This is a genomic window from Streptomyces sp. 8N114 (genome assembly GCF_052245835.1).
Lineage (GTDB): Bacteria > Actinomycetota > Actinomycetes > Streptomycetales > Streptomycetaceae > Streptomyces.
Genome location: NZ_JBQQBT010000017.1, coordinates 1 through 20,552, shown reverse-complemented (window position 1 = coordinate 20,552; position 20,552 = coordinate 1). Strand labels below are relative to the sequence as shown.

Genomic DNA, 20,552 nt, shown 5'->3' with positions numbered 1-20,552 from the left:
TGGCTGCCACCGGCCCGCTTCTCACTTCACTCCCACGCCGCCATATCCCATGTGGCACTTGAGGCTGTCGCCCGTGGGCACGGGTCCGTCCGGCCGCCACAGCGGCAGCTGGACCAGGCCGGGCTCGAGGAGTTCGAAGCCTTTGAAGAAGCCGGAGATCTCGTCCCCTGTGCGCCACTGGGCGCTGGAGGTGGACTCCTCGTTGTAGACCTTCTCGACCTTGCCGAAGCCCTCGTTGTCGTTGAAGTCCCGTGTCGCGTGGCTGAGGACCAAATGGCTGCCGGCAGGCAGCCGTTCGGTCAGCGTGCGCACGATGCCCACCGCGTCCTCGGCGTCGGTGATGAAGTGCAGCACCGCGAGCAGCATCAGCGCGACCGGCTCGTCGAAGTCGATGAGCTCCTTGGTGACCGGGTGGTCGAGGATCCCCTCAGGATCGCGGATGTCGGCGAGGACGAAACCGGCGTTGCCGGAGTTGGTCAGCTTCGCTCCGGCGTAGGCCGCCACGATCGGGTCGTTGTCCACATAGGCGACCCGCACCTCCGGGTCCACCTGCCGGGCCACCTCATGGGTGTTCGGCGAGGTGGGGATGCCGGTGCCGATGTCGATGATCTGGCGGATCCCGTTGTCGACGACTGTCCGCACGGCGCGGTGCATGAAGTCGCGGTTGCTTCGGGCCGTGATGCCTACGTCCGGCAGGGCGGCGAGGACTCTGTCCGCCGCGTCCCTGTCGGCCTCGTAGTTGTCCTTCCCCCCGAGGTAGTGGTCGTACATCCGGGCCGGGTGCGGCCTGGTGGTGTCTATCTGCTCCGGGCTGAAACCAGCCTCCGACACGTGCTCTCTCCATCTCGTCGGTCTGTCCGGACCGGGCCTGCCTGGTCCGGTGCTGTGTTCAGGCGACCAAGAAGTCGGCTTCCCCCGCCTTGGCCGCCTGGATGAAAACCGAGATGTCACTCCGGCTGCAGATGAGCGCCGGGCCGTCGGGATCGGTGGACTGGCGCAGTGCGACGCGGCCGTCGGCGAGCTTGAGCGCCTCGACGCAGCTGCCGCCGTTGCCTCCGCTCCAGGGCTTGCGCCAGCCCTCGCTGCCCAGGTGTGCAGCGGGCATCCCGTTGTAGATACGACCCATGGTTCAGATCTCCTTGCGCAGTGCACTCAGGACCGCCCGAGTCCGCACCAGCGGCACGGCCTGGGCGCTCATCCGGTCCAGTGCCTCGAGGAACACGCTGACGTCGTCGCGCTGGTCGAAGTAGACCGCACCTACAAGGCTCTCGGCGCAGACCATGTCCGGCAGTTCGTCGAGAGGGAACCGGAAAAGGTGGAAGGGGCCGTACATGGCCGGATGCGGACCTGAGCTGAACGGCATGATCTGCAGCGCCACGTTCGGCCGCTCGGTGACCTGGATGAGGTGGTCGATCTGCTCGCGCATCACCTCGGGAGAGCCCAGTGGGCGCCGCAGGACCGTCTCGTCGATGACGGCCCACAGCAGCGGAGGGTTCGTCTCCCGCGTGAGCACCGTCTGACGTTCCATACGCAGCGCCACGCCTCGCTTGATTTCCGCCTCGGGCGCGTGCGGCATACCCGCGCGCAGCACCGCCCTCGCGTAGCTCTCGGTCTGGAGCAGGCCCGGCACATAGTGCGGCTCGTAGGCGCGGATGACCTCGGACTCGCTCTCCAGGCTCACGAAGACGCTGAACCACTCGGGCAGCACATCGCGGTACCGGTGCCACCAGCCGGGCTGATTCGCCTCCCGGGCGAGCGAGACGAAACCGTCGATCTCGTCCGGATCGGTCACCCCGTAGGTGCGCAGCAGTTTCTCGACATAGGGGACCTTGAGCCCGACCTCGGCCTTCTCCATCCGGCGGATGGTGGCGTGAGTGACGTCGAGAGCCCTGGCCGCCTGCTCGAAGGTCACTCCCGCGCTCTCACGCAGGTGCTGAAGCCTCTTGCCCAGCACCACACGCAGCACGGTGGGCGCCGCACCGCCCGTCCGTGAGTCCGCCACGGCCGCTCCCCTCCAACTGACTTCGGTACGAAGAAGTTTGGCATGTGCCAGCTCTCATGCACACCCTGTCAAACGCATTTCTGCAATTTACAGATTGATCCTTGCCATACGCGAGTGACGAACCGCATAGTGGACCTGTGGCTGCCCCCCATGACGCCCTGCCTTTAGAACACCGGCCTGATGGCGCGCCGACGACCCGTCCGCTGCGCGACGCCTTCCATCTGCCGGCCCGCGACACCTCTGTGGCTCTGGCACGCGCGCGCGTACTGGAGAGACTGCGCGAGTGGTACGTCGACGACGAGTCCAACGCCGACGCCCAGCTACTGATGTCGGAGCTGTTCACCAACGCTGTGCGCCACACGGACAGCGAGAAGGTCAGCTGTGAGCTGTGGGTCATCGGCGTGCGGCTACGGCTGGAGGTGGCGGACGAGGGTGGCGGCAACTCGGTCATGCGCATCGAGGACGCGGACCGGGGCCGGTCCGGCGACGACGAGCGCGAGAACGGAAGGGGCCTGCTGCTGGTCAGCGTCCTCGCCGACGACTGGGGCATACGCAAGGCCCGCACGGGCGGTTCCGAGGGGGTGACGGGGCACGCTGTGTGGGCCGAGCTGGAATGCCACAGAACGCACGGCTGACCCCGGCTCACTGCTGGCATAGACACACAACTGACATCAAACGCACAGCTGACATCGCCCCGCGCCGATGGCAGGATGCACGGCATTTACCGGCCATGATCGGGCTCCATTGCCGACCTGTCCCCCTCGTGGAGGCGCTGTGTCCGCACGATCCGCGCGTATCCGACAGCACCGGATATCCCTGACGGCTGTACTGACGGCCGCGCTATTGACAGCCGTCACCGCCTGCTCCAGCACAAAGACCTCCAGCAAGGGCGGTGACGAGGTACAGTTGGTGAACGCTGGCAAGCTCACCACCTGCACCCACCTTCCATACGAACCCTTCCAGTTCAAAAAGGGCCAGGAGATCGTCGGGTTCGACGTCGACCTGGTCGATCTGGTCGCCAAGGACCTCAAGGTCGAGCAGAAGATCGTGGACACCCCGTTCGAGGGCATCCAGACCGGCGAGGACCTGAACGCGAGCAAGTGCGATCTGGCCGCGGCCGGCATGACCATCACCCCCGTCCGCGAGAAGAACCTCGATTTCTCCGCCTCCTACTTCGAGGCGACCCAGGCGCTGCTCACCAAGAAGGGCAAGAAGTACGACTCCCTCGAAGACCTCAAGGGCAAGAAGCTGGGCGTCCAGCAGTCCACCACGGGCGAGGAGTACGCCAAGAAGCACGCCAAGGGCGTCACCACCCGGCAGTACGAGGACCTCGGCCTGCTGCTGACCGCCGTCAAGACCGGCCAGGTCGACGCGGGCATCAATGACAACGGTGTGCTCTACGACTACGCCAGGAAGAACCCGGACACCAAGGTCACTACGGAGTTCGACACCGGCGAGCAGTACGGGATCGGCGTACGCACCGGGAACGACGCTCTGCGCAAGCAGATCAACAAGACCCTCAAGAAGGCCAAGGCCGACAAGCGCTACGACAAGATCTACAAGAAGTGGTTCGGCACGGAGCCCAAGAAGTGAGCCGCCGCAACCGCACTCGCGCCATACGCACCGCCCAGTACGGGGTCCTGCTGATCGTCGTTCTGGTCTTCGTGTTCGCCGCCGACTGGGGCGAGCTGCGCCGTGCGTTCTTCGACGTCGAGGTGGCCAAGGAGCAGTTCCCGGATGTCGTGACGACAGCCTTGGTCAACACGGTTGTCTATACGGTGCTCGGTTTCGCTTTCGGACTGGCGCTCGGCCTGCTGCTGGCGCTGATGCGACTGTCGCAGGTGTTGCCGTACCGCTGGCTGGCCGTCGCCTACATCGAGTTCTTCCGGGGCGTGCCGGCCCTGCTGGTGTTCATCGCCCTCGGTTTCGGCGTACCGCTGGCCTTCCAGGTGTCCATCAACCAGTACGTGACGGTGATGCTGGCCCTGGGTCTGGTGGGGGCTGCCTATATGGCGGAGACGATCCGTGCGGGCATCCAGGCCGTCCCCAAAGGACAGACGGAGGCGGCACGTTCCCTTGGTATGTCACCGGCCAAGGCGATGGCCTCCATCGTCATCCCGCAGGCGTTCCGCATCGTGCTGCCGCCGCTGGCCAACGAGCTCATCCTGCTCACCAAGGACTCCTCGCTGGTCTATCTGCTCGGGCTGTCGATGGACCAGTACGAGCTGGCCAAGTTCGGCAGGGACGCGCTCAACCAGCACCGCAGCCTCACTCCGATCCTGATCGCGGGGCTGTTCTACCTGGCCATCACGCTGCCACTGGGCCATCTGGTGCGCCGCCTGGAGGCCCGTACGGCGAAGGCGAGGTGACGGGAGTGAGCGAGACGGCCGGCACGAACGAGACAGCCGGAACGGACAGAACGAACAGAACAGCCGGAACGAAGGAAACGAACGGAACGACCGGGGACGGCACGGCGGCCATCGAGGTCGTGGGGCTGCGCAAGTCCTTCGGCGAGCTGGAGGTGCTCCGCGGTATCGACATCACCGTGCGGCGCGGAGAGGTGGTCTGTGTCATCGGTCCGTCCGGTTCGGGCAAATCGACGCTGCTGCGCTGTGTGAACCTGCTGGAGGAACCGACATCCGGCACGGTGCGTGTCGCCGGCACCGAGATCACCGACCCGGAAGTGGACATCGACCGGGTCCGGCGCCGTATCGGCATGGTCTTCCAGGCGTTCAACCTCTTCCCCCATCTGACGGCGCTGGGCAATCTGACCATCGCGCAGCGGCGCGTGCTGGGGCGCGGCAAGGGGGAGGCGGAGGAGGTGGCCCGGCGCAATCTGCGCCGCGTGGGGCTGACCGAGAAGGAGGCCAGCTACCCTGCCCAGCTCTCGGGCGGCCAGCAGCAGCGGGTGGCGATCGCCCGCGCACTGTCCATGGGCCCCGATCTGATGCTGTTCGACGAGCCCACCTCGGCGCTGGACCCGGAGCTCGTCGGCGATGTGCTGGCGGTGATGCGCGGACTGGCCGATGAGGGGATGACGATGCTGGTCGTCACCCACGAGATGAGCTTCGCCCGGGAGGTCGCGGACCGGGTGATCTTCATGGATGACGGGCTCGTCGTCGAGGAGGGCCCTCCGGACCAGGTCGTGGGCGATCCGCAGCACGCGCGCACCCGCGCCTTCCTTTCCCGGGTACTCGATCCGGCAGCCGCGGAGGTGCTGGAGGGCGAGCCGCCACCGCTTCGACCCGGCCGGGACCACGAGGAGGTGCACAAGCAGCAGCCTCGGTAGCCGCCGCGGGGAACGGCTCCGTCCGCCATGCTGGAGGGAGCAGGCTGTCAGACCCGTGCTCTACATTCACTCTCACCGACGACGAGTGTTTCGCCGGTGCCGTTGGGTGACCGGAGCAGACGAAAGGCAAGGACGATGGCAGACAGCCCCCGCACGGCGGACGCTCCCGTGGACCAGCCTCTCGGCAGCGCCGAGGAGCTCCTCGAGCAGGCGAAGCCTTACCGCAACGAATTGCTGGCGCACTGCTACCGGATGCTGGGCTCGGTGCACGACGCCGAGGATCTGGTGCAGGACACGTATCTGCGCGCGTGGCGGGCCGGCGACCGCTTCGAGGGCAGATCCTCGCTGCGTACCTGGCTCTACCGGATCGCCACGAACGCATGTCTGACCGCGATCGAGCAGCGTGGCCGCCGCCCGATGCCCTCCGGTCTCGGCGCGCCCAGCGACGACCCTGAGCGCCCGGTGACCGAGGCCCCGGAGGTCCCCTGGCTGGAGCCGATCCCGGACGCGATGTTCTCGGGGTCCTCCGGCCCTACGGACCCGGCCTCCGTGGTGGTGAACCGCTCGTCGATGCGGCTGGCGCTGGTGGCCGCCCTGCAGCATCTCCCGACGCGGCAGCGTGTCGTCCTGCTGCTGCGGGACGTGCTCAAGTGGCGGGCGGCTGAGGTCGCCGAGCTGCTCGGCACCACGACGGCGAGCGTGAACAGTGCCCTGCAACGGGCCCGTGCGCAGCTCGAGCAGGCGGCGCCGGTGGAGGAGGAGCTGACCGAGCCGACCGATCCGGCGGCGCGGGAGCTGCTGGACCGGTACGCGGCGGCGTTCGAGCGCTCCGATGTGACGGCCATCGTGGACCTGTTCAAGGAGGACGCCGTCTGGGAGATGCCTCCTTTCCCGCAGTGGTTCCGCGGCCGGGAGAACATCGTGCGGCTCATCGGGGCCCAGTGCCCCATCGGCCGCGACGAGGGTCTCATGCTGCCGACCTGGGCCAACGGCCAGCCCGCCTTCGGTCTCTACAGCCGACGGGAGGACGGCGTCTACCGGCCGTTCCATCTGCAGGTGCTGACGCTGCTGGACGGACAGGTCGCCCACGTGGGTGCGTTCTTCGGGGACGACCTGTTCGCGACGTTCGGTCTGCCGGCCCAGGTGAGCGCGGAGGAGGCCGCCGCTCGGCGCTGAGCCACCGCCCGGCGCCGGGCGGGCCGGCTCAGACGCCCAGCAGGTGGTCCATGGCCAGCTGGTCGAGATGCTCGAAGGCCATCCCCCGCTCGGCCGCCGACTCGACGTCGAAGTCCTCGTAGGCCGTACGGTCGGCCAGCAGGGCGCTGGGCGTCTCGTCCCGGTCGAGCGTCGGCCGGGTGAGCTCGTCCAGCCGGGAGGCCCGCAGCGCCTCCTGGACGGCCGGGTCGGCACGGAAGGCGGCGGCGCGCTCGCGCAGGATGAGGTAGTTGCGCATGCAGCCTGCCGCCGAGGCCCACACTCCTGCGGTGTCCTCGGTGCGCGGCGGCTTGAAGTCGAAGTGGCGCGGCCCTTCGTAGCCGCCGCTCTCCAGCAGGTCGACCAGCCAGAACGCGGCCCGCAGATCCCCCGCGCCGAACCGCAGGTCCTGGTCGTACTTGATGCCGGACTGGCCGTTGAGGTCCAGGTGGAAGAGCTTGCCCGCCCACATGGCCTGGGCGATGGCGTGCGGGTAGTTGAGCCCGGCCATCTGCTCATGCCCGACCTCCGGGTTGACGCCGAAGAGCTCGGAGCGCTCCAGGTGTTCGATGAAGGCGAGTGCGTGGCCGACGGTCGGCAGCAGGATGTCGCCGCGCGGCTCGTTGGGCTTCGGCTCCAGGGCGAAGCGCAGGCCGTAGCCCTGTTCGGTGACGTACTCGGCCAGCAGGTCGAACGCTTCCTTCATCCGGTCGAGTGCCGCCCGGATGTCCTTGGCGGCGCCGGATTCGGCGCCTTCCCTGCCGCCCCAGGCGACGTAGGTGTGTGCGCCCAGTTCGGCGGCCAGGTCGATGTTGCGCATCGTCTTGCGCAGGGCGTAGCGCCGCACGTCGCGGTCGTTGGCCGTGAACGCGCCGTCCTTGAAGACGGGATGGGTGAACAGGTTCGTCGTCGCCATGGGCACCGTCATGCCTGTCGCGTCGAGCGCCTGGCGGAACCGTTTGACGTGACCGTCCCGTTCGGCCTCGGGAACGCCGAACGGGATCAGGTCGTCGTCGTGGAACGTCACCCCGTAGGCGCCCAGTTCGGCGAGGCGGTGCACCGACTCGACCGGGTCGAGCGGCGCCCTGGTGGCATCGCCGAACGGGTCCCGGCCCTGCCAGCCCACCGTCCACAGGCCGAAGCTGAACTTGTCCGCGGGTACGGGCTCGTAGCTCATCCTGCCGTTCCTCTCCCGTGCGCCTCCCGCGCACCGTCGCCCTCGTGCGAACACGCGGGCATCGCGACGCGAGGCTATTCGTCATGGCTGTTTACAAATTAGTATGCGCACAGCATCGGCAGCCAGGGAAGGGAGCGGCAGGCCATGACCGAACCGGAAGGCCCGTTCGTCATCGGGGTCGACAGCTCGACCCAGTCCACCAAGGCCCTCGTGGTGGACGCCGCGACCGGCCAGGTGGTCGCCCGGGGCCAGGCCCCGCACACCGTCTCCCCGGGCGACCGGCGCGAGACGGACCCCGAGGAGTGGTGGCAGGCGCTCCGCGCCGCGGTGGGACAGTGCGGACGCGCCGCGAGCGAGGCCGCGGCCGTCTCCGTCGCGGGCCAGCAACACGGCCTGGTGACGCTGGACGCCGCGGGCCGCCCGGTGCGCCCGGCGCTGCTGTGGAACGACGTACGGTCGGCCCCCCAGCGCGACCGCCTGGTGGCCGGTCTCGGCGGCCCCAAGGCGTGGGCCGAGCGCGTCGGCAGCGTGCCTGCGCCGGCCTTCACCGTCACCAAGTGGGCCTGGCTGAGGGGGAACGAACCGGAGGCCGCACGTTCGGCCGCAGCCGTGCGGCTGCCGCACGACTTCCTGACCGAGCGGCTGACCGGACAGCCGAGCACCGACCGCGGTGACGCCTCGGGCACCGGATGGTGGGCCTCGGCGACCGAGTCCTACGACGAAGAGATCCTGCGGCTCGCCGAACTGGACCCCGCGCTCCTGCCACCCGTACGGGGCACCGGGGAGGCAGCGGGCACGGTCCGGCAAACGGAGGACGGGTTCCTCACCGCGGGCACTCTGGTAGCGACCGGCACCGGGGACAACATGGCCGCAGCGCTCGGTCTGGGACTGCTGCCGGGGCAGCCGGTACTCAGCCTCGGCACCTCGGGCACCGTGTACGCCGTCTCCGGCCGCCGGCCCGCCGACCCCACAGGGACCGTCGCGGGCTTCGCGGACGCCCGCACCGGCTGGCTGCCACTGGCCTGCACCCTCAACTGCACGCTGGCCGTGGACCGGATGGCCGCACTGCTCTCCCGGGACCGCGAGGACGTCGAGGCAGGCGGGCGGGTCACGGCCCTGCCCTTCCTCGACGGCGAGCGCACCCCCGACCTCCCGTACGCCACCGGGCTGCTGAGCGGACTCCAGCACGCCACTACGGGCGGCCAGGTGCTCCAGGCCGCCTACGACGGCGCCGTCTTCGCGCTGCTGCGCGCACTCGACCTCGTCCTGGCCGAGAGCGATGAGAGCAGTACGGCACAGGACGCGCCACTGTTGCTGATCGGCGGGGGCGCCAAGGGCACGGCCTGGCGTGAGACGGTGCGGCGACTGTCGGGGCGGGCCGTACAGGTGCCGGGCGCCCAGGAGTTGGTGGCGCTGGGAGCCGCCGCGCAGGCCGCGGGGCTGCTGCTGGGCGAGGACCCGGCCGCGGTCGCCCGCCGCTGGGGCACCACCGAGGGTGCCTCGTACGAACCGGTCGAACGGGACGATGCCACGCTGACCCGGCTCACCGAGACGCTCGACAACGCGGGGGCACTGCTCGGGAGACGGCCGTGAACGGGTAGCCGGTGCCGGCAGCGCACCGGTCGGCCATCACTATGCAGCAGTCGCCCCGACCACGGGCAGCGGCGCCCAGGCAACGGCGAGCGCTCTGTTCGCCTGAGAAGGAGCCTCCCCATGGCAGCTCAAGCCCTCAGCTCCCAACGGGAGATACGCAGGCGCAATCTGTCGCGCGTGCTGTACGCGGTGGCCGAGCAGGGGCCCTCCTCCCGTGCGGCCGTGGCGGCGCGGCTGGGGCTGACCCGTACGGCCGTCTCGACGCTCGTCGACGAACTGCTGGGCAGCGGTCTGCTGACCGAGCAGGGGCCGACGCCGCCCGACGGCGGTCCCGGTCGCCCCGGCACCGCGCTCGCCCTCACCGACCGTGGGCCGTGCGGGCTGGGCGCTGAAATCGGGGTCGACCATCTCGCCGTCTGTGCGGTCGATGTACGCGGTCAGGTGCGTGCCCGCGGGGAGATCGGGTCCGCGGGCAGGAACAGCGAGCCGGGCGTGGTGCTCGCCCGGCTGCGGCGGCTGGTGGACGAGGTGGCCGCACAGGCGTGCGAGCTGGGGCTGAGCCCGGCCGCTGTCGCGGTTGCCGTGCCCGGGCTGGTCGCCCGGGGGACGTCGACAGTTGTCCATGCGCCGAACCTGGGCTGGCACGACACGGACATCGCTCCAGCACTCACGAAGATGGGAACAAACACGCGATCAGGGTCTGAAACGGCGCTGCCAACGGAGGCAGCGGGTAAGCCGTTGCCGCTCATCGTCGACAACGAGGCCAACCTCGGAGCGCTCGCCGAACTGTGGCTGGACAGCGGCAGAGTCCCCCGCGACTTCGTGCACGTCTCCGCGGAGGTCGGCATCGGTGCCGCGGTTGTGCTCGACGGCGAACTGCTGCGCGGAAATCGGGGGTTCGCGGGGGAGATCGGCCATGTGCCCGTCCGACCGGACGGGCCGCGCTGCGCCTGCGGGGGCCAGGGCTGCCTGGAGCAGTACGCGGGCGAGCCGGCACTGCTGCACGCTGCGGGTATCGCCGCCGACGGCCCCAGGGACGCCGCCCTGGCCGCGCTCCGGGACCGCGCTGCATCCGGGAACGAGCGGGCGCTGCGAGCGCTCGAAGAGGCCGGGACGGCGCTGGGACTGGCCCTGGCAGGGGCGGTCAACCTGCTGGACCCCAGCGCCCTGGTGCTGGGTGGCGTCCTGGCCCGGTTCGCACCGTGGCTGCGGCCGTCGCTGGAGAGGGAACTGATGGGGCGTACGGCGGCACCTGGCGCCCTGCCTGAGTTGCTCGTCTCGGGGCTGGGTACGGACGGGCCGCTGCTGGGTGCCGCCCATGCCGCCGTGCGCGGGGTACTGGACGACCCGCTGTCGTACCGGGCCGGAATCGGGGGATAACTGTCTGGACAGTCGGAACACTGTCCCTGGAGCGGCCACAGGTCGGTCCAATGGCACACTTCGACGACTCTTGGCAGTCCCCCAGGCGGCTGCCATCATCAACGCGCGTCAACTCGCGCTGTACGTGCCCCCATTCCCCTCCACCTCTTCCCCCCACTGGGAGACACGATGGACTCAGCACGCCAGTACCACGCATCCGGACAGTCACGCCCGAACCTCCCCGCACGCCGCGCGCTGCTGCGCGGCGGTGCGGGCTTCACCCTCGCCGCAGGACTGGCCGGCGCCTCACTCCTCTCGGGCGGAGCCGCGGTGGCCCGCTCCAGAGGCCCGCTCGCCGTCGACTACCCCAAGGCTGAGTGGGTCCCCGCATCCAGCTCCAACTACACGACCGCGAACCGGCCGGCCGAGTACCCTGTCGAGCTCGTGATCATCCACGTCACCCAGGAGTACTACGACGACACGCTGGCCATCTTCCAGAATCCGGACAAGGCAGTTTCCTCGCACTACGTAGTGCGTTCAGCGGACGGCCATGTCGCCCAGATGGTGCGGGAGAAGAACGTGGCCTGGCACGCGGGCAACTGGGACTACAACACCCGCAGCGTCGGCATCGAGCACGAGGGCTGGATCGACGAACCGGACAAGTGGTTCACAGAGGCGATGTACGAGGCGTCCGCCGCACTGACGGCGGACATCTGCCGTCGGAACGCCATCCCGCTGGACCGTGAGCACATCATCGGCCACAACGAGGTACCCGGCACCGACCACACCGACCCCGGCGCGCACTGGGACTGGGCGCACTACATGGAGCTCATCAAAGCCCAGTAGAGGGTCCGATCACGCCGCAGAAGACGATCGCGGCACAGCCCCAGCAGGTGGCCGCTCGCGGGCCCGGAAGACCGGCCGACCGGGTCCGCGTGGTCCACCAAGGCAACCGACCCTGAAACTCCATCGCCCGAGCATCCTGGCGCCCGAAGATCCCCCTCCCGATGGTCAGCGGCGCCCCGCAGACCAGCGACCCGACGGTCCGTGACGCCGAAGCTCGGAGCGGTAGCAGGCGCCCCCCGAACGGGAACCGCGCGGCGATTCAACAGCCGCTTTCCATACGGCCGTTCGGGTGTGGGTCGACCGGACACGCAAGCACTTCAACCCATCGTGTGACTTCCGACCGGAAGCCTTCTGCCCGTCACAGGCTCCCTTCCATCCTCAGGACGTGGGACGACGGAACAGCGGGCGGGACAACAAGTGGAACAACACCCGGAGCAGACGGCAGACGCTGACAGCGGTGGCACTCACGTGCGCGGTGCTCGGCACAGCGGCCGGGACGGCTGTCGTGACCGCCTCCGCGGATGCCGCGCAGCCGACGGACCGGAGCCCATCAGCCGTGCTCGCAGCAGCAACCCTGCCTGCCGCTGACGCGCAGCCGGGCGCAGACACAGCCCACACCAACGCGGCTCAGGCAACGAAGGCGTCATCGGCAACCGCCCCCGTGGCCCCGGCGCCCGCGACACCGCACCGCAATCCCGCCCCTGTTGCGTACCCGCTGACTGTTGCTCAGCGCCCCGGTTCCGACGCCGACGCCCGCCTCTCCGTGAGCGCGGGCGGCACTCATCTGAATGCGTCAGCCGGACAGGCCGACGGCTGTCCTGGGGCTTCTCTGACCGTGCAAACCGGGGACGGCGTCGATCTGCACCTCACGGCGGGGCACCGTCCGTGTCCCCCGCGCCCGCCCCGCCCCACACCCTCACCGACGCCGCCACGGCCCCCGAGGCCGAGCTCTCCCGCGCCCACTCCGCCCTCGCCTTCCCCCTCCGGCACACCGCCGAAGGCTCCGGCCTCGAAGCCGCTCACGACTTCTGCACCCGCGGAACCGAAGCCCGCCCGGCACCCGGTCGGCGGCGCTCAGCGGCCGGAGCGCCCTTCGCCCAAGCTCTCCCGCTCCTCTGCGGAACCCTCGCCCTCTCGCAGCGCGTTGGCAGTTCCGCGACAGCCGGCTCCCGACCGCCAACGGCCCGACGGCAGCCTGTCCATGGTCACCCGCACGCTCCTGATCGTCGCTCCGGCCGTGCTCGCGGCCGCCGCGCTACGCCCCCGTACCAACAGTTCCAGGGCAGCGGCGGCCGGTGGCACCTCCGGTGCGAACAGCGGCTGAAGTCACCCTCCTCCGGTCCTGCCCCGGCTCCGTGCGGTCATCCCCCAATGCCACTGCTGCACCCTCTTCAACTCACGGCTTCTGCCCCGTCATTTCGCGCTCTGTGGAGGACCTGTTGTCCGAATGGCTCATGCTGATCCTCAGCCTGTCCGCCGCCTGTCTGGTGGTCGTCGCCGTCGTCGTCCTCAAACGCCGGCGCGCCGACACGGAGGATCCTTCCGAGACCCCGGACGTGATCGAGTACATGACGATGATGATCGGCGTGGTCTATGCCATTGTTCTGGGCCTGGCGATCGCCGGTGTCTGGGAGGCACGCAATGCCGCGGAGGAGGCCGTGTCGCAGGAGGCGCAGGCACTGCACGAGGTGAGCGAGCGGGTGGCCGTATACCCGGCCGACGAACGCGACCGGGTGCGGAAGGACATCAACGCCTATGTGCGGTACGCGGTCACCACCGAGTGGTCGCACATGGTCGAGCACGGCGAGCTCACCGACCGGGGCGCCCATATGCTCGACCGGCTGCGCAAGGATGTGGCCTCCTACAAGCCGACCACCAACCAGCAGTCACAGTCGTACCAGGCCGTGGTCGACCAGGTCGCCGAGGCCGACTCGGCTCGTACCGAACGCGGATCGAGCGCCGGGCCGACGATGCCGGGCGTGGTGTGGATCGGGCTGTACGCGGGTGCCGTGGTCGCCGTGGGCATGCTCTTCGCGCTCCAGATCCAGCGCTCGGGCAGGGAGCTGGCACTGGCCGGCATCTTCAGCGCCCTGATCGCGTTCCTGCTTTTCCTCGTCTGGCACTTCGACGCACCGTTCGCCCGCGGTCTCGACGAGCCGACGGAGACGTTCGCGACGCTGTTCCCGCAGGCGGCCGACTCCTCCGGGTAAGCGGCTACCCGGGATGTCCGGCTCCTCGAACAAGCGGGCGACCAGGCGGGTGAGATGCTGGCGGTTCCCAGAGGCGAGAGATCACAAAGGAGTCCGGGTGTCCCTGCTCTTTCCCGCGCTGCACACGACGTCCTCCCACACGGCGCTGCGCTTCGGCGACCGAGCCCTCAGCTACCGACAGCTGGTTGCCGTGGCGAGCGATCTTGCTGCCCGGCTCCAGACGTCGGCGCCCGTCGCGGTCTGGGCGACGCCCAGCCTGGAGACGGCGGTGGGCGTGGTCGCCGGGCTGCTGGCGGGGGTCCCCGTGGTCCCGGTGAACCCGAAGAGCGGCGCGAGAGAGCTGACGCACATCGTCACCGACAGCGCGCCCGGCACAGTGCTGGCCGAGCCCGGAGCGGAGCTCCCCGAGCCGCTCGGGTCACTGCTGCGCACGGACATCGAGATTTCGGCCGGGACGGCCGAGGAACAGACCTGGGTCCTGCCCACCGAGCCGAACCCGGAGACCGCGGCGCTGGTCGTCTATACCTCCGGGACGACCGGCCCGCCCAAGGGCGTGGTCCTCTCGCGGCGCGCCATTGCCAGCAGTCTGGACGCGCTGGAAGAAGCGTGGCAGTGGACGGCGGACGACGTACTGGTGCACGGCCTGCCGCTGTTCCACGTGCATGGGCTGATCCTTGGTGTCCTCGGCCCGCTGCGCCGCGGGGGAACCCTTCGCCATCTGGGCCGCTTCAGCACCGAGGGAGTGGCCAGGGAGCTGGCCGGCGGCGGAACGATGCTGTTCGGCGTGCCGACGATGTATCACCGTCTCGCCGACGCTTGTTCGAGCGACCCGGACCTGGTGTCGGCGCTGGCCGGGGCGCGACTGCTGGTGTCCGGTTCGGCCGCCCTGCCGCTGCACGACCACGACCGGCTGACGGCGGCGACCGGTCAGCGGGTGATCGAGCGCTACGGGATGACCGAGACGCTGATGAACACCAGCGTGCGGCCTGGCGGAACGTCCCGTCCGGGCACTGTCGGTGTACCGCTGCGCGACGTGGACGTCCGGCTGGTGGACGAGGCGGGCAAACGCCTGCCCGCGGAGGACACCGAGACGGTGGGCGAGCTACAGGTACGCGGGCCGAACCTGTTCACCGAATACCTCAACCGCCCTGACGCGACAGCCGAAGCCTTCGACGGCGGCTGGTTCCGCACGGGTGACATGGCGACCCAGGACCCGGACGGATCCGTACGCCTCGTCGGCCGCAAGGCCACCGATCTGATCAAGAGCGGCGGCTACAAGATCGGCGCGGGCGAGATCGAAAACGTGCTCCTCAGCCACCCGGCCGTCGCCGAGGCGGCCGTCACGGGCGAGCCCGACGACGACCTCGGCGAGCGCGTCGTCGCCTGGATCGTCCCCGTCTCGCCGCAGCAACCGCCGCTCGCCGGCGAGCTGTCCGATCTGGTCGCCGACCAGCTCGCACCGCACAAGCGCCCCCGCGAGGTGCGTTTCCTGCAGGCCCTGCCTCGCAACGACATGGGCAAGGTGCTGAAGCGGGAGCTCCCCGGTCAGCAAGGATGACGCCGACCGGCCGAACCCGGACTGGCCAGGTCAGCTCACGGTCGAGGGCTCGGGCATGCCCACCAGTCCGGCGGCTTCGGCCAGACGGCGGTAGGAGCGGAGCCGGTCGTCGGGGTCATACGTGTTGAGCGTCAACAGGACCTCGTCGGCGCCCGTACGCTCCACCAGCCCGGCCAGCGCGTCGGTCACCTCTGCCGCGGTCCCGCGCAGCTGCGACGCACGAGCCTCGTCGAACGCGGCACGCTCCTTCGCGCCCATCGCGCGGCCCTGCACCTCTTCGGGCGCAACGAGCGGGGTGAAAGTACCGCGAGTGCGGGAGAGCGCCGTGGCCCACGCCTCCGGAAGCTGCAGCAGTTCCGCTTCCTCACGGGTGTCGGCAGCAGCGGCGTTCACGGCGACGACCACGTACGGCGCGGCATGTGCGGTGCCGTACGAGGCAGTGTCGTGCGATGCAGTGCCGTACGAAGCGGTGCCGTGCATCGCAGGGCCGTGCGATGTGGTGCCGGGCATTGCAATCCCTTGCGATGTGATGCCGTGCGACGCAGGGCCGTCCGTGCGTGGCCGGAAGGCTGCCCGGTACATCTCCACCGCCTCCAGGGTCCGGCGCTCGTCGCGGGAGGCTCCGATCACCAAGGGCAACCCGTGCTCGGCCGCCACTGCCGCGCCCGAGCCCACTGCCAGCACGAACGCCGGTACACGCAGCCCCTCGGCGGGCCGGGCGTGCACGGGGCCCGTGCCGTCGAAGTAGCCGAGCAGCTCGGAGAGCTGTGCGCTGAAGCCGTCTGCGGCGTCCTTGCCGACCCGCAGTGCCTTGCGGATGCCGTCGGTGAAGCCGACAGAGCGACCTAGCCCCATGTCGATACGGCCGGGAAACAGCGACTCCAGCACCCCGAACTGTTCGGCGACCACCAGCGGCTGATGGTTGGGGAGCATCACTCCTCCCGTACCGACACGGATCCGGGACGTGGCGGAGGCCACCGCTGCGGCGAGCACGGTCGGCGCGGAGCCGGCGATCCCGGGGACGGCATGGTGCTCGGAGACCCAGAAGCGCAGGAACCCCAACTCCTCCGCCTGCTGTGCGAATCGCACCGTCTCGCGGAGCGCCTGACCAGGGTGCTCGCCCTCCCGGGTGAGGGAGCGGTCGAGTATGGAGAGGGGTACCGGAAACCGACGCGATGAAGTCACATCTGTTGCAACGCCTGCGAGCGCCATGGATTCCCCAGGGGCTGCTTCCCGCTGTTCAAAGAGGGGCTGCCGTTGCTGCCGCTGCTCCTGGCTGCGGCTACTCCTCGTCGGCTCCGGCCTCTTCCAGCAGGCCGGCGTCATGGACCAGGAGGGCGATCTGGACGCGGTTGTTGAGGTCCAGTTTGGTCAGGATGCGGGAGACGTGTGTCTTGACCGTCGGCACGCTCATATAGAGCGACGCCGCGATCTCTGCGTTCGCCAGCCCGCGGCCTACGCCCAGCGCGACCTCGCTTTCCCGTTCGCCGAGTGCCGCGAGTGCCTTCCTGGCGCGTGCCCTGCGGCTGTCGTGACCGGCGGGGGTTATGTGCTGGATGAGCTGGCGGGTGACAGCCGGCGACAGCACCGGCTCCCCGGAGGCCACCTTGCGGATGGCGGCCAGGATGTCGGCGGGAGGGGTGTCCTTGAGCAGGAACCCGGCGGCTCCGGCGCGCAGGGCCCGCAGTACATGCGCGTCCGCGTGGAAGGTGGTGAGGACGACAATCTCGGGCGCCTCTTCGCGCGCCCGCAGCGTCTCGGTGGCGGCGAGCCCGTCCACGGTCGGCATCCGGATGTCCATCAGAACGACGTGCGGACGGTGCTCCGTGACCTGCGGAAGCACCTGGCTGCCGTCCGCGGCCTCGCCCACGATCTCGATGTCCGGGATGCCTTCCAACATCAGCCGGAGCCCGGCCCGCACGAGGGCGTCGTCGTCGACAAGGAGCACGCGGATGGTCATGCACATACGGTAGCCAGCCGCCCGCACACGCCTCACCCTGCCCTCGTTCCGCCTTCGCTTCCCCGGGAAGGTGGGGTAACGGGCAAGGAGCGCTCAGGCGTTGGCGCTCGCATCGTCACCGACAGGGGTGTCCCAGTCGATGCGGTATGCCAGCAGCCAGTCGCTGCCGGAAGCGTCGTCCTGCCGAGAGTCGTCCTGCCGAGGACGGGCGGGGGTTCCGGCGGGACGTGGGAGGACCTGGTCGTTCAGCTGGGCGCTGCGTTCGACAACGGCCTCCACCCGGTCCCGGCGCAGCGCCTCGAAGCGGGCGAACGCCTCCCCGGCGCTGGGGAGGTCACGCAGGCACTTGGCAAGCACGACGCTGTCCTCGATCGCCATGGAGGCGCCCTGCGCGGCGTTGGGCGCCGCTGCGTGCGCCGCGTCGCCGAGCAGCACCATGGAACCGCGGTGCCAAACAGGGATACGGGCAACGTCGTAGGCGTTCGTGGCGACGATTCCACCGCTCGCCCGGACGATGTCGGCGGCCGGTGAGGCGTCCTCGGAGAGCACGGAGACCACGTGATCCCGCCACCGAGCCGTCCCCTCCGGTGTCCCGGTTGCCAGTTCCTCCCGGCTGAGCTGCTGACCAGGGGTGTTGGCGAACCACCAGACCTCACCGTCGGGCGCCATGGTGCAGCCGAGGAGGGCCCGCCTGCCGCGGATCATCCGGTAGGTGCCGGGTGCCGGTGCGGCTTCGGGAGGAACGCTGGGGGCGTAACCGCACACCGTGATCTGGCCGGTATGGCGAGGCGCGGGCGCGTCGGGATCGATGAGGGTACGGGTCACGGAGTGCAGGCCGTCGGCTCCGACGAGCACATCGCCTTCGGCGTGGGTGCCGTCGGCGAAACGGGCGGTCACCCGGCCGTCGGGCGCGGTGTCGGCAGCCACAAGACGCTTGCCGTGCTCGATGGTGACGCCCCGGCGCGCCGCCTGGTCGTGCAGCGCACGATAGAGGGTCGCGCGCCGAAGCGTACGCGGACCGAGGAAGCTGCGGCCGTCACTGTTACGGCCGTTGCCAGTACCGCTGCTTCCACCACCGCTGTTTCCGCCACCGGCAACCGGCCGTACGCCCAGGCTGTCGCCGGTGTGCGCGAGCATTTCGACACGCTCGGCCGGAAAGGACACGTCCAGTACGGCTTGGTGGGCGTCAACGGTACGCAGCGCCTCAAGACCGTTGTGAAAGAGCACGAGGAAGGCACCCGCATCATCGGCACCGGCCGGGTACGCCTCATAGACGGTCGAACTGATCCCGGCCTTCTGCAGCGAGATCGCCGTCATGGTTCCGGCGATGCCGCCGCCGATGATGAGCGCGTGCCTCATGGTGCCTCCTGGTTAGTACGCGATCCGTTCATCAGTGCTGCCCTCCCGTACGGACCACCTGCAGGGGCCGCTGGTTGCCTACGAAAGCTCCCGGATGTGCGACCGGAGCCGCCCCGGGCCCGGCGGCGGGTCGAGACGGTTGAGCCGCGGGGAGACGCGGGGGGCCGCAGGAGACGGGTGGCGCAGGGGTGGGGTCGCACGGCGAGCCACGCCTTCCCATCGGGCAACTGAGGGCGCTGCGGTCACCCGTTCAGGGCGGCCGCGAGATAGGCGGCAGTGACGCTCGTAAGAGAGCCTGCCACCTCCTCCGGCGTTCCGGCAGCGACGATCCGGCCGCCCCGGTCCCCGCCTCCGGGACCGAGGTCGATGACCCAGTCGGCGCCGGAGACCACCGCCAGATCGTGTTCGACGGCGATGACGGTGTGTCCGGCCAGGACCAGTCCGTGCAACTGCCGCAGCAGTACATCCGTATCGGCTGGGTGCAGCCCGGTGGTGGGCTCGTCCAGAAGGTAAAGGGTGTGTCCACGGCGGCTGCGCTGGAGTTCGCTGGCGAGCTTGATCCGCTGCGCCTCTCCCCCGGAGAGCTCCGTCGCGGGCTGCCCCAGCCGCAGATACCCGAGGCCCACTCGCTGCAGGGCGTCCAGTCCACGCCGGGCCGCCGGGACGTCCGAAAGGAAGGAGGCGGCACCGTCGACCGTCATGCCCAGGACATCGGCAATGGTCGCGCCCCGGTAGGTGATCTCCAGGGTCTCGGAGTTGTAGCGCGCCCCATGGCAGTCCGTACAGGGCGCATACGTACCAGGCAAAAAGAGGAGCTCGACAGCGATGTACCCCTCGCCCTGGCACGTCGGACAGCGGCCCTCGGCGACGTTGAAGGAGAACCGTCCCGCGCCGTAACCCCGCACTTTGGCCTCGTCGGTGGCCGCGAAGACCTTCCGTACGGCGTCGAAGAGGCCCGTGTAGGTCGCCAGGTTGGAGCGCGGAGTGCGCCCGATGGGTTTCTGGTCGACCCGCACCAGCCGGTCCACCGGCTCCAGCCCCTCGGCCGCCGCGACGCCGACGCCGCGGTCCTGCGCGACCGCCTCCTCCGGCTCCTCGTCCTCCGCCCCTTGGCCTGCACCGCTCCCAGCTGCCGCGGCGGCTCCCCCGGTACCGGTGTGGTCGGCGACGAGATCGGCGAGGACCTGGCTGACCAGCGTGGACTTACCCGAGCCGGACACGCCCGTGACAGCCGTGAAGAGGCCCAGCGGAAAGTCCACATCCAGCCCCCGCAGGTTGTGCTGCGTCACCCCGGACAGCGACAACCACCGCTCAGGCCGCCGCCGCACAACCCGCCCCTGCCCCTCCGCTCCGCGTCCTGAGGTGGCGACGGTGGACGGTTCGGGGCTGACGGGGGCTCCCGCGGGCGTCCCGGACGCGGCGGGTGTGCCGGGGGTGCCCGGCGTGCCAGGTCTGCCGGGCACCGCGGGCTCTGGAAAAGCGGTGGGTGCTGTGCGTGCGTCGGTTTCCGCCGGGAAGAGGTAAGCGCGTGTGGCCGAACGCGCCGTGCCCGCCAGCCCGGGGACGGGACCGCTGTAGAGCACCTCGCCCCCGTGCTCGCCCGCCCTGGGGCCGACGTCCACGATCCAGTCCGCCCGCCTGACCACCGCCATCTCGTGCTCGACGATGAACAGCGAATTTCCCGCTTCCTTGAGCCTGTCCAGAACCGTCAGCAGTGCCTCGGTGTCCGCGGGGTGCAGCCCGGCTGACGGCTCGTCCAGCACGTACACGACCCCGAACAGGCCCGACCGCAACTGGGTGGCCAGCCGCAGCCGCTGCAACTCCCCCGCCGAGAGCGTAGGAGTGGGCCTGTCGGTGCTCAGATAGCCAAGGCCCAGCTCGACGAGTACGTCGATGCGGGAGACGAGGTCGTGGCAGAGGGCTGCGGCGACGCTCTGCTGGATCCCTTCGTCGGGCTGCTGCTGTGCTGCCTCGGGGGCCCCACCCCCCTCCCCCTCCCCACCCC

Annotated in this window: 18 protein-coding genes and 1 pseudogene; 11 read left to right on the top strand and 8 right to left on the bottom strand. The window is 69.8% G+C overall.

The features are described 5' to 3' along the window. Positions 1-21 precede the first annotated feature (21 nt). From ACTWQF_RS27140 to ACTWQF_RS27130, 3 genes are read right to left on the bottom strand one after another with little or no spacing between them, the layout of a single operon-like run. On the bottom strand, positions 22-831 hold the full coding sequence (locus ACTWQF_RS27140; protein ID WP_443282320.1) for an SAM-dependent methyltransferase: 810 nt from the start codon (positions 829-831) through the stop codon (positions 22-24). Positions 832-889: 58 nt separating this feature from the next. After that, complete coding sequence (locus tag ACTWQF_RS27135) at positions 890-1,126, bottom strand: DUF397 domain-containing protein (RefSeq protein ID WP_443245651.1); 237 nt, start codon at positions 1,124-1,126, stop codon at positions 890-892. Positions 1,127-1,129: 3 nt separating this feature from the next. Further along, the gene (locus ACTWQF_RS27130; RefSeq protein ID WP_443282319.1) at positions 1,130-2,002 is read right to left on the bottom strand and encodes a helix-turn-helix domain-containing protein; all 873 of its coding nucleotides are present in this window, start codon (positions 2,000-2,002) and stop codon (positions 1,130-1,132) included. Between the two features lie 137 nt (positions 2,003-2,139). On the opposite strand from ACTWQF_RS27130, the gene ACTWQF_RS27125 reads away from it, so the two are divergent. The 5 genes from ACTWQF_RS27125 (at position 2,140) to ACTWQF_RS27105 (ending at position 6,467) form a co-directional block, all read left to right on the top strand. Then, positions 2,140-2,637: an ATP-binding protein gene (locus ACTWQF_RS27125; protein WP_443245649.1), complete on the top strand. Its 498-nt coding sequence runs from the start codon at positions 2,140-2,142 to the stop codon at positions 2,635-2,637. Positions 2,638-2,776: 139 nt separating this feature from the next. Next, complete coding sequence (locus ACTWQF_RS27120) at positions 2,777-3,595, top strand: basic amino acid ABC transporter substrate-binding protein (protein ID WP_443282318.1); 819 nt, start codon at positions 2,777-2,779, stop codon at positions 3,593-3,595. Further along, entirely contained in the window at positions 3,592-4,371 is a 780-nt protein-coding gene (locus ACTWQF_RS27115) for an amino acid ABC transporter permease (protein ID WP_443282317.1), read from the top strand. Before ACTWQF_RS27120 ends, ACTWQF_RS27115 begins: the two co-directional genes overlap by 4 nt. A gap of 110 nt (positions 4,372-4,481) precedes the next feature. Then, a complete protein-coding gene (locus tag ACTWQF_RS27110; RefSeq protein ID WP_443282415.1) occupies positions 4,482-5,291 on the top strand; it encodes an amino acid ABC transporter ATP-binding protein in 810 nt (269 codons plus the stop codon). Positions 5,292-5,426: 135 nt separating this feature from the next. Further along, positions 5,427-6,467: a sigma-70 family RNA polymerase sigma factor gene (locus ACTWQF_RS27105; protein WP_443282316.1), complete on the top strand. Its 1,041-nt coding sequence runs from the start codon at positions 5,427-5,429 to the stop codon at positions 6,465-6,467. A 28-nt stretch (positions 6,468-6,495) separates the two neighbouring features. Here ACTWQF_RS27105 and xylA read toward each other — a convergent pair whose 3' ends face one another. After that, positions 6,496-7,662 (bottom strand): xylose isomerase, encoded by a 1,167-nt coding sequence (gene xylA / locus ACTWQF_RS27100; RefSeq protein ID WP_443282315.1) that lies wholly within the window; start codon positions 7,660-7,662, stop codon positions 6,496-6,498. A gap of 144 nt (positions 7,663-7,806) precedes the next feature. Between xylA and xylB the strand changes: the two genes are divergently transcribed. From xylB to ACTWQF_RS27070, 6 genes are all read left to right on the top strand, one after another. Then, complete coding sequence (gene xylB / locus ACTWQF_RS27095) at positions 7,807-9,255, top strand: xylulokinase (RefSeq protein WP_443282314.1); 1,449 nt, start codon at positions 7,807-7,809, stop codon at positions 9,253-9,255. Positions 9,256-9,375: 120 nt separating this feature from the next. Then, positions 9,376-10,635, top strand: a complete 1,260-nt coding sequence (locus tag ACTWQF_RS27090; protein WP_443282313.1) for an ROK family protein — start codon at positions 9,376-9,378, stop codon at positions 10,633-10,635. Between the two features lie 168 nt (positions 10,636-10,803). Then, positions 10,804-11,460, top strand: a complete 657-nt coding sequence (locus ACTWQF_RS27085) for an N-acetylmuramoyl-L-alanine amidase (protein ID WP_443282312.1) — start codon at positions 10,804-10,806, stop codon at positions 11,458-11,460. A gap of 1,201 nt (positions 11,461-12,661) precedes the next feature. Further along, positions 12,662-12,784, top strand: coding sequence for a hypothetical protein (locus tag ACTWQF_RS27080; protein ID WP_443282311.1), 123 nt, complete (start codon positions 12,662-12,664; stop codon positions 12,782-12,784). Positions 12,785-12,899: 115 nt separating this feature from the next. Then, positions 12,900-13,670: a bestrophin-like domain gene (locus ACTWQF_RS27075; RefSeq protein WP_443282310.1), complete on the top strand. Its 771-nt coding sequence runs from the start codon at positions 12,900-12,902 to the stop codon at positions 13,668-13,670. A 97-nt stretch (positions 13,671-13,767) separates the two neighbouring features. After that, the gene (locus ACTWQF_RS27070; RefSeq protein WP_443282309.1) at positions 13,768-15,228 is read left to right on the top strand and encodes an acyl-CoA synthetase; all 1,461 of its coding nucleotides are present in this window, start codon (positions 13,768-13,770) and stop codon (positions 15,226-15,228) included. A 30-nt stretch (positions 15,229-15,258) separates the two neighbouring features. Here the strand turns inward: ACTWQF_RS27070 and ACTWQF_RS27065 are convergent, their stop codons facing one another. The 4 genes and pseudogenes from ACTWQF_RS27065 to ACTWQF_RS27050 form a co-directional block, all read right to left on the bottom strand. Beyond that, positions 15,259-16,440, bottom strand: a complete 1,182-nt coding sequence (locus ACTWQF_RS27065) for an MsnO8 family LLM class oxidoreductase (protein WP_443282308.1) — start codon at positions 16,438-16,440, stop codon at positions 15,259-15,261. 70 nt (positions 16,441-16,510) lie between these two features. Continuing rightward, the gene (locus tag ACTWQF_RS27060; protein ID WP_443282307.1) at positions 16,511-17,188 is read right to left on the bottom strand and encodes a response regulator transcription factor; all 678 of its coding nucleotides are present in this window, start codon (positions 17,186-17,188) and stop codon (positions 16,511-16,513) included. Positions 17,189-17,281: 93 nt separating this feature from the next. Then, positions 17,282-18,547, bottom strand: coding sequence for an FAD-dependent oxidoreductase (locus ACTWQF_RS27055; RefSeq protein WP_443282306.1), 1,266 nt, complete (start codon positions 18,545-18,547; stop codon positions 17,282-17,284). 242 nt (positions 18,548-18,789) lie between these two features. Next, a pseudogene (locus ACTWQF_RS27050) lies at positions 18,790-20,552 on the bottom strand (ABC transporter); the annotation flags it as partial.

Excerpts from the sequence above, each read along its gene's own strand:
- xylA (WP_443282315.1), bottom strand. The coding sequence starts at position 7,662 with ATGAGCTACGAGCCCGTACCCGCGGACAAGTTCAGCTTCGGCCTGTGG.
- ACTWQF_RS27135 (WP_443245651.1), bottom strand. The coding sequence starts at position 1,126 with ATGGGTCGTATCTACAACGGGATGCCCGCTGCACACCTGGGCAGCGAG.
- ACTWQF_RS27055 (WP_443282306.1), bottom strand. The coding sequence starts at position 18,547 with ATGAGGCACGCGCTCATCATCGGCGGCGGCATCGCCGGAACCATGACG.
- xylB (WP_443282314.1), top strand. The coding sequence starts at position 7,807 with ATGACCGAACCGGAAGGCCCGTTCGTCATCGGGGTCGACAGCTCGACC.
- ACTWQF_RS27060 (WP_443282307.1), bottom strand. The coding sequence starts at position 17,188 with ATGACCATCCGCGTGCTCCTTGTCGACGACGACGCCCTCGTGCGGGCC.
- ACTWQF_RS27080 (WP_443282311.1), top strand. The coding sequence starts at position 12,662 with ATGGTCACCCGCACGCTCCTGATCGTCGCTCCGGCCGTGCTCGCGGCC.
- ACTWQF_RS27105 (WP_443282316.1), top strand. The coding sequence starts at position 5,427 with ATGGCAGACAGCCCCCGCACGGCGGACGCTCCCGTGGACCAGCCTCTC.
- ACTWQF_RS27090 (WP_443282313.1), top strand. The coding sequence starts at position 9,376 with ATGGCAGCTCAAGCCCTCAGCTCCCAACGGGAGATACGCAGGCGCAAT.
- ACTWQF_RS27085 (WP_443282312.1), top strand. The coding sequence starts at position 10,804 with ATGGACTCAGCACGCCAGTACCACGCATCCGGACAGTCACGCCCGAAC.
- ACTWQF_RS27065 (WP_443282308.1), bottom strand. The coding sequence starts at position 16,440 with ATGGCGCTCGCAGGCGTTGCAACAGATGTGACTTCATCGCGTCGGTTT.